At 68.8% G+C, this 11,741-nt stretch carries 9 protein-coding genes; 7 read left to right on the top strand and 2 right to left on the bottom strand.

The features are described 5' to 3' along the window. Window positions 1-2: 2 nt before the first annotated feature. Window positions 3-1,433 (bottom strand): pyruvate kinase, encoded by a 1,431-nt coding sequence (pyk, locus tag ACFSOX_RS06825; protein WP_378477047.1) that lies wholly within the window; start codon window positions 1,431-1,433, stop codon window positions 3-5. Window positions 1,434-2,360: 927 nt separating this feature from the next. On the opposite strand from pyk, the gene ACFSOX_RS06820 reads away from it, so the two are divergent. After that, the gene (locus ACFSOX_RS06820; RefSeq protein ID WP_378477046.1) at window positions 2,361-3,680 is read left to right on the top strand and encodes a sigma-54-dependent transcriptional regulator; all 1,320 of its coding nucleotides are present in this window, start codon (window positions 2,361-2,363) and stop codon (window positions 3,678-3,680) included. 3 nt (window positions 3,681-3,683) lie between these two features. On the opposite strand, the gene ACFSOX_RS06815 is transcribed toward ACFSOX_RS06820, so the two are convergent. Further along, window positions 3,684-5,363, bottom strand: a complete 1,680-nt coding sequence (locus ACFSOX_RS06815) for an ATP-binding protein (protein ID WP_378477045.1) — start codon at window positions 5,361-5,363, stop codon at window positions 3,684-3,686. A 427-nt stretch (window positions 5,364-5,790) separates the two neighbouring features. On the opposite strand from ACFSOX_RS06815, the gene ACFSOX_RS06810 reads away from it, so the two are divergent. The 6 genes from ACFSOX_RS06810 (at window position 5,791) to citX (ending at window position 11,643) form a co-directional block, all read left to right on the top strand. Beyond that, window positions 5,791-7,152, top strand: coding sequence for a 2-hydroxycarboxylate transporter family protein (locus ACFSOX_RS06810; RefSeq protein WP_378477044.1), 1,362 nt, complete (start codon window positions 5,791-5,793; stop codon window positions 7,150-7,152). 110 nt (window positions 7,153-7,262) lie between these two features. Then, a complete protein-coding gene (gene citC / locus ACFSOX_RS06805; protein ID WP_378477043.1) occupies window positions 7,263-8,303 on the top strand; it encodes a [citrate (pro-3S)-lyase] ligase in 1,041 nt (346 codons plus the stop codon). Window positions 8,304-8,367: 64 nt separating this feature from the next. Further along, a complete protein-coding gene (gene citD / locus ACFSOX_RS06800) occupies window positions 8,368-8,661 on the top strand; it encodes a citrate lyase acyl carrier protein (protein WP_378477042.1) in 294 nt (97 codons plus the stop codon). Further along, window positions 8,658-9,530: a citrate (pro-3S)-lyase subunit beta gene (gene citE, locus ACFSOX_RS06795; protein ID WP_378477041.1), complete on the top strand. Its 873-nt coding sequence runs from the start codon at window positions 8,658-8,660 to the stop codon at window positions 9,528-9,530. Before citD ends, citE begins: the two co-directional genes overlap by 4 nt. A gap of 14 nt (window positions 9,531-9,544) precedes the next feature. Then, the gene (gene citF, locus ACFSOX_RS06790; protein WP_378477040.1) at window positions 9,545-11,065 is read left to right on the top strand and encodes a citrate lyase subunit alpha; all 1,521 of its coding nucleotides are present in this window, start codon (window positions 9,545-9,547) and stop codon (window positions 11,063-11,065) included. Next, a complete protein-coding gene (citX, locus tag ACFSOX_RS06785) occupies window positions 11,062-11,643 on the top strand; it encodes a citrate lyase holo-[acyl-carrier protein] synthase (protein ID WP_378477039.1) in 582 nt (193 codons plus the stop codon). Before citF ends, citX begins: the two co-directional genes overlap by 4 nt. The last annotated feature ends 98 nt before the right edge of the window (window positions 11,644-11,741 follow it).

Below are 11,741 nucleotides of genomic sequence, written 5' to 3'. Positions count from 1 at the left end.
GATCAGGCCTCGCGCCGATCGGCGATCTGCACGACGCGGAGATTGTTGGTCGTGCCGGCGCGGCCGAACGGGATGCCGGCGACGATGACGACGAAGTCGAACGGCTGGGCGAAACCCTCGCCGGCGGCGACGGCCGTGCCGCGCTCGACCATCTCCTCGTAGGAGCCGACATCGCCGGCGAGCGTGCCGTGGACGCCCCACAGGAGGCACAGGCGGCGCGCCGTCTCGCGGTGCGGCGTGATCGCCAGGATCGGCAGCGCCGGCCGCTTGCGGGCGATGCGGCTCGCCGTGGTGCCGGACGACGTGAAGGCGACGATGACGGGAGCGCCGACCGACTGGGCGAGATCGGCCGCGGCGGCCGCGACGGCGTGCGGCGCCGTCTCCTCGGTGCCGGGCTGCGAGGCCTGGACGATCGAGTGGTAGAGCTTGTGGGCCTCGGTGGCGCGGATGATGCGGTCCATCATCGCGACGGTCTCGACCGGATAGCGGCCGGTCGCCGACTCGGCCGAGAGCATCACGGCGTCGGCGCCGTCGTAGATCGCGGTGGCGACGTCGGAGGCCTCGGCGCGCGTCGGCGTCGGGGCGCCGACCATCGAGTCGAGCATCTGGGTCGCGACGATCACGGGCTTGGCGGCCTGGCGACAGGCCCGCACCAGCTCCTTCTGGCGGCCCGGGACGTGTTCGTGCGGGATCTCGACGCCGAGATCGCCGCGCGCCACCATCACGCCGTCCGAGAGCCGGAGAATGTCGTCGATCGCCTCGATGGCGCTCGGCTTCTCGATCTTCGCGATCAGCCCGGCGCGATCGCCGACCAGACGGCGCGCCTCGATCACGTCGGACGCCTTCTGCACGAAGGACAGCGCCACCCAGTCGACCCCGAGCTCGAGCCCGAAGGCGAGATCGCGGCGGTCCTTGTCGGTCAGCGGCGAGACGTCGAGCACGGTGCCGGGCAGGTTGACGCCCTTGCGGTTGGAGATGGTGCCGCCGAGCAGCACCTCGGCGTCGATCGTGTCGTCGGTCAGGCCCGTGACCTTCACACGCACCCGGCCGTCGTCGATCAGCAGCTCGTGGCCGGGCAGCACGGCGGCGAAGATTTCCGGATGGGGCAGGGGGATCGACATCGCGTCGCCGTCCGAGCCGGTGCGCACGAAGCGGATTCGATCGCCGGCCTCGACCGTGATGGCGCCGCCCGCGATGGTGCCGACGCGGATTTTCGGGCCCTGCAGATCCTGCAGGATGCCGATCGAGCAGCCCATCTCCTGCTCGAGCGCCCGGATCGCGGCGTGGACGCGGGCGTGATCCTCGTGGGTGCCGTGGCTGAAGTTCAACCGGAACGTGTCGACGCCGGCGAGCAGCAGGGCGCGCAGCATCTCCGGGGCGGCACTGGCCGGACCGACGGTGGCGACGATCTTGGCTCGACGAAAACGGCGCATGATGAACCTGCCTGTTCGAAACGCGAGGGAACGGGCGGCCGGTGCCGCCCGGTCCGGTCGCTCCGCTCCGCGAATCGATGCGGGAGCCGAGCGGGCCGGTGTTGGTAACCAGGGACGTCACGTCCCGCAATCGGCATCGCACGCGCAGCCGACCAGACCGTGATCACGTGTTCACGATGTCGCGTGTCCACGGTGTCGCGTGTCCACGGTTTCGCGTGTCCACGGTGTCGCGTGTCCACGGTGTCGCGTGTCCACGGTGTCGCGTGTCCACGGTGTCGCGTATCTACGACGTCGCATGTCCACGACGTCGCGTGCTCACGCGATCGGTTCACGCCGCCGACGGCGCGTCGCAAGCGGCGTGCCAGACCGCGGCGCGTCGGCGAGCGATCGTAACATCTTGAATGAGCTTCCATTCGTTAAGCGAGTGTGACGACCCGCGCGCGCTCCGCGACTGGATTCCCGGAAAAACCGATGAAACGGCCTCCGGCGATCCGGACATCGCCGATCGTCGCCGCCCCGACGACGCAATGCGTCGCCGACGCGCCCCTTTCATGCCGTCGGATGCAGGCTGCGGCCGCGTTCGGGACATTTTCAGAACGCGCCGGCTTCGTCCTCCGGATCGCGGATGTGCCGCAGCCGTGCCGCATATCGGACATGTGCGCCGCGGATCGAAGCGAGCGACGCCGTCTGCCATTTCGCAGATCGTCCTCCGAGACGGCTAGGCCGGAGTTCCAGCGAGTGGAACCGGAGTCGATTCATCAGAACCGAAAAACGGCTCTAAGTAGGTTGCCATATTGTTGATGATGTCGTCTCCGAACTAAACCTCCGGCGTCCGGCGCGCCGCTTGCCCGCGTCTTGCTTGCGTTCGGATCCCGAAGTGGCGTAACCCCCTCTCCCCCGTGAGCGCGCTTCGGCAGGAGGCCCGTCGTGTCCGACCCGCAGGTGCTGATCATCGAAGACGACGCCGACGTCCGGCTCGGCTGCGTCCAGGCGCTGATGCTGGAGGGCATCAGGAGCCAGGGCGTCGAGTCGACCGAGAAGGCGCAGCGTCTGCTCGGACCGGGCTTCACCGGCATCGTCGTCTGCGACATCAGGCTGCCCGGCCAGGACGGACTTTCGTTCATGCGCGAGCTCTTGGCTCAGGACGCGGCCCTGCCCGTCATCCTGGTGACCGGGCACGCCGACGTCGCCACCGCCGTGCAGGCGATGCGCGACGGCGCCTACGACTTCATCGAGAAGCCGTTCACGTCGCAGCATCTGGTCGAGGTGGTGAAGCGCGCGCTCGAGAAGCGCGCCCTCACGCTCGAAGTGCGCGGCCTGAAGAAGCAGCTCGCCGGGCTCGGCAGCCTGGAGGGCCGGATCATCGGCCGCTCCGCCGCGATCGGCGGGCTGCGCCGCACCGTGTCCGAGATCGCGCCGACGTCGGCCGACGTGCTGATCCTCGGCGAGACCGGCACCGGCAAGGAGCTGGTCGCCCGCTGCCTGCACGACGCCTCGGGCCGCCGCGGTCCGTTCGTCGCGCTCAACTGCGGCGGCCTGCCGGAGACGCTGTTCGACAGCGAGATCTTCGGCCACGAGGCGGGCGCCTTCTCGGGCGCCGTGAAGCGGCGTGTCGGCAAGATCGAGCACGCTCAGCACGGCACCCTGTTCCTCGACGAGATCGAGAGCATGCCGATCCCGATGCAGATCAAGTTCCTGCGCGTGCTGCAGGAGCGCGTCATCGAGCGGCTCGGTTCCAACCAGCAGATCCCGGTCGACTTCCGCGTCATCGCGGCGACCAAGGCGGATCTCGCCGCCGAGAGCGCCGCCGGGCGGTTCCGCAACGACCTCTTTTTCCGCCTCAACGTGGTCACGCTGGAGCTGCCGCCGTTGCGCGCGCGCCGCGAGGACGTGCCGCTCCTGTTCGAGCACTTCGTCACCCAGGCGGCGCTGCGCCACGGCCGTGAGCCGCCCGCCGTGACGGAGGCGACGGTGCGCGAGCTGATGGCGCATCCCTGGCCCGGCAACGTCCGCGAGCTGCGCAACTGCGCCGAGCGCCACGTGCTCGGCATCAAGGTGTCGACCGCGGCGAACGACCGCCCGGTGCCGCTCGCCGAGGCCGTCGACCTGTTCGAGAAGTCGCTGATCGCCGAGGAGCTGCGCCGCCAGCACGGGAACGTGCTGCGTGCCGCCAAGAACCTGTCGACCGCGAAGTCGACCCTGTTCGACAAGATCAAGAAGCACGGGCTCGACGGCGAGCCGACGTGAAGGTCACGAACTCTCGCCGACGGGCGCCTCCGCCCCGCCCGAAGCGTCGGCGAGCGGCAGCGTCAGGGTGAACACGGCGCCGCCGTCCGGCGCATCGGCCGCGGTCAGCGAGCCGCCGTAGACGCGGGCGATGTCGGCCGAGATGGCGAGGCCGAGGCCGAGCCCGCCGCCGCTCTTCGACTTGGTGGTGAAGAACGGCTCGAAGATGCGGGTGAGGATGTCGGGCGCGAATCCGGGGCCGTTGTCGGTCACGGTGAGAGCCGCGCATCCGCCCGCCGCCCTCCAGGCGATCACGGCGACGGCGTCCGTCGTCCCCCGGGTCGCGTCGAAGGCGTTCGAGATCAGATTGACGAGGATCTGCTCGATCCGGACCGCGTTGGCGTGGACGAGCACCGGCGTCTCCGACGGATCGAGCACGATCCGCATGTGCTCGCGGTCGTGGCGGTGACCGAGCAGGGCGAGCGCGTTCTCCACCGATCGGCCGAGATCGATCACCTCGCGCTCGGCGCCGGTGCGCCGCGCGAACGAGCGCAGCCGGCTGGTCAGGATGCCCATGCGGTCGACCAGGCGAACGATGCGGTCGAGATTCTCGCGCACCGTCGCCTCGTCGCCGAGGTCGAGGAAGCGCACCGAGTTCTGCGACAGGGTCGCCAGCGCCGCCAGAGGCTGGTTGAGCTCGTGGGCGATGCCGGCGGAGAGCTGGCCGATCACGGCGAGATTCTCGGTGCGGATCAGCTCCTCCTGCATCGACTTGAGCTGACGGTTCGCCTTGTCGCGTTCGTCGACCTCGGCCTTGAGCGCGGCGTTGGCGACCCGCAGCTCGGAGCTTCGCGCCTCGACCTTGCCTTCGAGATCCTCGTAGGCGCGCTCGAGCGCCGCGCGCGCGGCGTCGCGCTCGATCAGATAATTGCGGAACACGTCGACGGCGGCCGCCATGCGGCCGATTTCGTTGCTGCCCTCGAGGCCGGCCACCGACACGGTGCGGTCGCCCTCGGCGAGTCGCCGCATCGTCTCGGTGATCCGCTCGATCGGCCGGCCGATCGAGCGTACGACGATCACGACGAAGGCGGCCATCAGCACCAGCGCGAAGAAGAACAGCGTCAGGTTCAGCCGCATCGCCTGGCGGAACGTGGCGACCGCGTCGGCACCGGAGCGGTCGGCACCGCTGTTGTAGAACGCGATGGCGCGGTTGATCGCCGCGTAGACGGCGTCGAAGGCGAGCCGCGACGGACCGTTGACCAGCGCCGCGATGTCGCTCGGCGAGCGGCTCGCGAGGCCGTCGCGGATGCGGCGTTCTTCCGTCAGATAGACCTCCCAGGCCGCCATCGCGTCGGCGAAACGCTGGGTTTCTTCAGGATCGGACAGCCGGGACGAGAAGGCGCGACTGAGCTCGGCCACGTCGCTGCGCCGCCGATCCGCCGCGTCGAACACCACGGCCTGCTCGTCGAGCGTCGGCGTCAGAATGGCGCGGATGAAGCGCAGCCGGTGGCTCGCCATCACGTATTTGATCTCGGAGAGCTCGTGCACGGCCGGCAGCCAGCGCGCGTAGAGATCCTTGGTGGCGCGGTCGACGGTGGCGAGCGCATCGAGCGAGGACAGGCCGATCGCGACCAGCAGCACGAGCGAGAGCGCCATGGCGAGGATCAGCCGGGCGCGGATCGTGACGTGAGAGAAGAGCGTCAAGGCGGAACTCCGGGGATGTCGCGAGGCGCTACGTTCTGATCGGCGAGATGGCGCACCGCGCCTCCGACGTGCTGCCTCGCGTCGAGGCGCCACGCCATCCCGAGTTCTACTCATCCGAACACCGTCGCCCCGCCTCTACGCCGGCGGCCGGAACCGTGCGGATTTCCGGATTCTCGGAAATCGCTTCGCCGGACCGTCCGACGGACCGTCCGGAACGGGGTCCGCAGACATCCGGAGTCGCCGTAAATTATCACGTCTTCCTAACGACTTGGAAATCCTTCGCGGGGTGGCACGGCGATTGCGGAGCGTCTCGCGTCCGAGAGTTCGGGCGTCGTCGGAAGTCCTCGTGTCCGGTCCCGCCAGAATGTCGGAGCGGCACGAGCGGGCAGCTCGATCCCGTGAGAATCGCGGTCGTTTGGAGGATGTCATGACGTTGCAATTGGAAGGATCGCTGCCCGAGATGGCCGCGGTGGATCGGGCGAAGCCGCGCGGCACTTGGCTGCGCACCTGGTGGAAGATCGTCGACACCAATATCGGCGTCGTGCCGCTGCCGATCTTCGTCGCCCTGGTCGGTATCATCGGCTACTACTCGTATCTCGGAAAGCTCTCCGGCGAGATCACGATGGCGATCGGCATGCTGTCGGTCGGCGGCTTCGCCTGCGGGGAGCTCGGTAAGCGGATGCCGATCCTCAACAAGGTCGGTGCGGCGGCGATCTTCGCCACCTTCATCCCCTCGGCGCTGGCCTTCTATCACCTGTTGCCGGGCGAAGTGGTGCGGGTCACCACCGAGTTCTCCAAGCAGACCCAGTTCCTCTACCTGTTCATCGCCTGCATCATCGTCGGCTCGATCTTCGCGATGGACCGGCAGGTGCTGATCAAGGGCTTCCTGAAGATCTTCATCCCGCTGGCGATCGGCTCGGTCGCGGCCGGCATCGTCGGCACGCTGGTCGGCGTCGCGCTCGGCAAGTCGGCCTACGAGACCTTCTTCTTCATCGTCGTGCCGATCATGGCCGGCGGCGTCGGCGAGGGCGCCATTCCGTTGTCGATCGGCTACTCGGAGATCCTGCACCAGCCGCAGGGCGAGATGTTCGCGACCGTGCTGCCCTGCGTGATGCTCGGCAGCCTCACCGCGATCCTGCTCTCCGGCGCGCTCAACACGCTCGGCAAGCGCTATCCGCACCTCACCGGCGAAGGCCAGCTCCAGCCGGGCGTCGCGAACGACGTCGCGGCGACCGAGGAGCGGGTCGATCCCTCGACCATCGGCCCCGGCGTGGTCGCCGGCGCGCTGATCACGGCCTGCACGTTCTATCTGCTCGGCATGCTGGTCTACAAGCTCACCGGCCTGCCCGGGCCGGTCGCCATGCTGTTCCTCGCGGTCGCGATCAAGCTCGGCCGGCTGGTGTCCCCCAAGCTGCAGGCCGGCGCCGGCGTGGTCTACAAGTTCTTCCAGGTCTCGGTGACGTTCCCGCTCCTGTTCGCGGTCGGCGTCTCGATCACCCCCTGGGACAAGCTCGTCGCCGCCTTCAACTTCACCCATCTGGCGATCATCATCTCGACCGTGGTGACCCTGATGGGGACCGGCTTCCTGGTCGGCAAGCGGATCGGCATGTATCCGATCGAATCGGCGATCGTGAACGCCTGCCACTCCGGCCAGGGCGGCACCGGCGACGTCGCCATCCTCACGGCGGCGAACCGCATGGTTCTGATGCCGTTTGCGCAGATCGCCACGCGCATCGGTGGTGCTATCACTGTCACGCTGGTGCTGATCTTCCTGGCGCAGATCGTCTGAGGAGGCCCGAATCGGCGCGTCGCCCCGTGCGGCGCGCCGGTTCTTCCGAGCGGAGCACGGAGTTTCGCCGCAATCCGGCGGCACCACCCGCTCGATCGAGAGTGAATGCGATGACCGCCGAGCTGCAGTCCTACACGGTCGACCCGGCCCGCGAGCCGGACGAGCGGGAGGACATCCGGGCCTTTCTCGCGACCTGCGGTCTGGATTACGAGGTCGGCGTCCAGGCCTTCGTGGTGTTCCGGCGCGGTCATGCACTCGTCGCGTGTGCCGGGCTCGAGAAGAATATCGTGAAGTGTGCGGCGATCGCGCCCGGGCTTCGCGGCGAATCGCTCGGGCTGACGCTGCTCACCGAGATCAGCCATCTGGCTCACGAGCGCGGCCACAGCCACCTGTTCCTCTACACGAAACCGGACTGCGTCGATTTCTTCCGCGCTTGCGGCTTCTATCTGCTCGCCGAGGTGCCGGATCTCGTCGCCCTGATGGAGAACACGCCCATCGGGATTCGCACCTACTGTGATCGGCTGAAGCGACTACGCCGGCCGGGTGCGAAGATCGGCGCCGTCGTGATGAACGCCAATCCGTTCACCCGCGGCCATCGTTATCTGGTCGAGCAGGCCGCCGCGGCTTGCGACTGGCTGCACGTCTTCGTCGTCGCCGAGGATGTCTCGCTCATCTCCTACCGGGATCGCTACGCCCTCGTCGCCGCCGGCATCGCCGACATCCCGCGCACCACGTTGCACCACGGCTCCGAGTACATGGTGTCGCGCGCCACGTTCTCGGCCTACTTCCTCAAGGAGAAGGGTCTGGTCGAGAACTGCTGCACGGCGATCGATCTCCTGATCTTCCGCGAGCACATCGCCCCGGCGCTCGGCATCACGCACCGTTTCGTCGGCACCGAGCCCTTCTGCCCGACCACCTTCAAGTACAACGCCGACATGCGGGAGTGGCTGATGGGCGACGTGTCGCCGATGCCGCCCGTCGCGATGGTCGAGATCGCGCGCACCGAATGCGACGCGACGCCGATCTCCGCATCCGAGGTCCGTCGCCTCCTCGCGGCCGGCGACTTCGCCCACATCCGGCGGCTGGTGCCGCCCGCCACCCTGCAGCTCCTGGAAACCAAGTATCGCGCGCCGCGAACCTCCGCCGCCTGAGGCCCCCTGCGGGTGCTCTCCCGCCGAAGGTCGCCGACGCCGCGCAAAGCCGGAAGGACACCGCATGAAGATCGTCAGAGAGGCCCTGGCCGGGACGCTCGAATCGAGCGACCTGATGGTCAGGATATCGCCGCGCGAGGGCGAGCTCGCCATCGTGCTGCAGAGCGAGGTGGTTCATCAGTTCGGGGCGCAGATCGAGGCGGTGGTGCGCGACTGCCTGGCCAAGCTCGGCATCGACGAAGGCCTCGTGATGATCGAGGACAAGGGCGCGCTCGACTGCGTCATCGCGGCCCGGGTCCAGACGGCGGTCGCACGTGGCGTCGACGCGTGGACCGCCGACTGGAGTGCCTTGTCATGACACTTCGCCGCAGCATGCTGTTCCTGCCGGGCGCCAACGCCGCGATGCTGTCGACGGCGTTCGTCTTCAAGCCGGACACCATCATGTTCGATCTCGAGGACGCCGTCTCGCTGCGCGAGAAGGACTCGGCGCGCCTCCTGGTGTTCCACGCGCTGCGGATGCCGGTCTACCGGACCATGGAGACGGCGGTGCGCATCAACCCGCTGTCGACGCCGTTCGGCCTGAAGGATCTGGAAGCGGTGGTGCGGGCCGGCGTCGACGTCGTGCGGTTGCCCAAGACCGACACGGCCGACGACGTCCACGCTCTCGAAGCCGAGGTCGAGCGCATCGAGCGCACCTGCGGCCGCGAGGTCGGCTCGACCAAGCTGATGGCGGCGATCGAGAGCGCGTCCGGCGTCGTCAACGCGGTCGCCATCGCGACCGCCTCGAAGCGGCTGGTCGGCATCGCGCTCGCCGGCTTCGACTACGTGATGGACATGCAGACCGAGCGCGGCGACGGCACCGAGCTGTTCTACGCGCGCTGCGCCGTGCTGCACGCCGCCCGCTTCGCCAAGATCGACGCCTTCGACGTCGTCTACTCCGACGTCAACGACGACGAAGGGTTCCTCAAGGAGGTCGAGCTGATCAGGAAGCTCGGCTTCAACGGCAAGTCGTTGATCAATCCGCGCCAGATCGAGCTCCTGCACAACGCCTTCGCGCCGACCCAGGAGGAGGTCGACTACGCCCGCCGCGTCGTCGCCGCCGCCGAGAAGGGCGAGCAGCAAGGGCTCGGCGTCGTCTCGCTGAACGGCAAGATGATCGACGCTCCGGTGATCCAGCATGCGCGCGTGGTGCTGCAACGCGCCGCGGCCTCCGGCGTCCGGCAGTGAGCGAGGACGAAGCCATGACCCGCAATATCCAGACCCGTCTCGCCGGCTTCGCCGCGCCCGCCGGCGTGCCGCTGTTCGCCGGCGTCGCCGCCGCCGCGCCGTGGCTCGCCGATCGCGAGGAGAAGCACGGCCGCAAGCTGGCGAAGTCCCTCGAGGACGCGATCCGCGCCTCCGGCCTGAAGAACGGGATGACCATCTCGTTCCACCACGCCTTCCGCGAAGGTGATCAGACGATCAACTTCGTCGTCGCCAAGCTCGCCGAGATGGGATTTCGCGACCTCACGCTGGCCCCGTCGTCGCTGCTGTCGTGCAACACGCCGCTGATCGAGCACATCAAGTCCGGCGTGATCCGGCGCATCTTCACGTCGGGCATGCGCGGCAAGCTCGCCGAGGCGATCTCCAACGGCCTGATGGACGAGCCGATCAACGTCCATTCGCACGGCGGCCGGGTTCATCTGATGGACCGCGGCGAGATCGCGATCGACGTCGCCTTCCTGGGCGTCTCGACGGCCGATCCGTTCGGCAACGCCAACGCCGTGTCGGGCAAATCGCGCTGCGGCTCGCTCGGCTACGCCATGGTGGACGCCGCGCGCGCCAGGACCGTGATCCTGCTCGCCGAGGAGATCGTCGCCTATCCCAACGCCCCGGCTTCGATCCGTCAGGATCAGGTCGATCTCGTCGTCAAGGTCGACCAGATCGGCGACCCGGCCAAGATCTCGGTCGGCGCGGCGCGCATCACGTCGAACCCGCGTGAGCTCTTGATCGCCCGCTGGGCCGCGGACGTGATGGAGCATGCCGGCTATTTCGAGGACGGCTTCTCGATGCAGACCGGCACGGGCGGCTCGGCCACCGCGACGGCGCGCTTCCTCGAGCAGAAGATGCGCCGCAAGGGCATCAAGGCCGGCTTCGCGCTCGGCGGCATCACCGGCTCGATCGTCGATCTGCACGAGAAGGGCCTCGTCGGCCGCATCCTCGACACCCAGAGCTTCGACGCGGTCGCCGCGGCCTCGCTCGGCAAGAACCCCGAGCATCTGGAGATCTCCACCAACTACTACGCCAATCTCACCGCGAAGGCCGCCTCGGTCGATCAGGTCGACATGGTGATCCTCTCCGCCCTGGAGATCGACCTCGACTTCAACGTCAACGTGATCACGGGTTCGGACGGCGTCATGCGCGGCGCGTCGGGCGGACACTCCGACACGGCGGCCGGCGCCAATCTGCCGATCGTCGTCGGCCCGCTGATCCGCTCCCGCATCCCGACCGTGGTCGAGCGCTGCACCACCGTGGTGACGCCGGGCGAGACGATCGGCGTGCTGGTCACCGACCACGGCATCGCGGTCAATCCGCGCCGGCCCGAGGTCGCCGAGCTCCTGAAGGCGGCCGGCTTGCCGGTCACCACCATCGAGGATCTCTACGGCCGCGCCTGTGCGCTGACCGGCAAGCCGCAGCCGATCGAGTTCCTCGACAAGGTCGTCGGCATCATCCGCTACCGCGACGGCTCGGTGATCGACGTGGTCCGTCAGGTGAAGGGATGACGCGCGACGCGAAGGTTCCCGCGGCGGATGATCGTCGGGCCGGACCGGCCGTGACGATCGAGGCGATGCTCGCGGCGCGCGAGCGCCGCGTCGCCCGCCGTCGCGACGCCTTCGCGGTCCGTCCCGACCGCCCGCTCGTCACGCTCTCGGTGGTGATGCCGGGTCCGGTGAAGGACTGCGCCGTGAGTCGCACGGCGGCGGCTGCCGCGCGGGACGCGCTCGACCGGCTGTTCGCCGCCCGCGGCTTTGCCGCGACGAGGCTCGCGACCGAGATCGGCCCGACCGGGCCGGAAGATCTGATCGCGGTCGAGGCCGATCCGCGCGCCCTCAAGCGGGCGCTGGTCGAGCTGGAGGAACTGCATCCGCTCGGCCGGTTGTGGGATCTCGACGTCGCCGCACCGGGCGACCGGGCCGTGTCGCGCCGCGACCTCGGCCTGCCGCCGCGGCGCTGCCTCGTCTGCGACGCCCCGGCGCATGCCTGCGCCCGCTCGCGTGCGCATCCGCTCGATGCGCTGCTGACCGCGATGGAGGAGAGGGTCGATGCCTGGCAGGCGCGCATCGGCGATCCGACCCTCTGAGGTCGGCGGTCCGTTTCCCTACGTCGCGTCGTCCGCTCGTCCCCGCGTCGGCGGGGATCCAGGGCCGGCACGGCACGACGCCCCGGATGTCCGCTTGC

It is taken from the genome of Rhodoplanes azumiensis (assembly GCF_042682915.1).
Lineage (GTDB): Bacteria > Pseudomonadota > Alphaproteobacteria > Rhizobiales > Xanthobacteraceae > Rhodoplanes > Rhodoplanes azumiensis.
The sequence above is the reverse complement of the archived record's forward strand: the minus strand, read 5'-3'. Positions and strand labels throughout refer to the sequence as shown.

Bases quoted from the DNA above. Each gene is read 5' to 3' on its own strand.
- pyk (WP_378477047.1), bottom strand. From the start codon at position 1,433: ATGCGCCGTTTTCGTCGAGCCAAGATCGTCGCCACCGTCGGTCCGGCC.
- ACFSOX_RS06810 (WP_378477044.1), top strand. From the start codon at position 5,791: ATGACGTTGCAATTGGAAGGATCGCTGCCCGAGATGGCCGCGGTGGAT.
- citC (WP_378477043.1), top strand. From the start codon at position 7,263: ATGACCGCCGAGCTGCAGTCCTACACGGTCGACCCGGCCCGCGAGCCG.
- citD (WP_378477042.1), top strand. From the start codon at position 8,368: ATGAAGATCGTCAGAGAGGCCCTGGCCGGGACGCTCGAATCGAGCGAC.
- citE (WP_378477041.1), top strand. From the start codon at position 8,658: ATGACACTTCGCCGCAGCATGCTGTTCCTGCCGGGCGCCAACGCCGCG.
- citF (WP_378477040.1), top strand. From the start codon at position 9,545: ATGACCCGCAATATCCAGACCCGTCTCGCCGGCTTCGCCGCGCCCGCC.
- citX (WP_378477039.1), top strand. From the start codon at position 11,062: ATGACGCGCGACGCGAAGGTTCCCGCGGCGGATGATCGTCGGGCCGGA.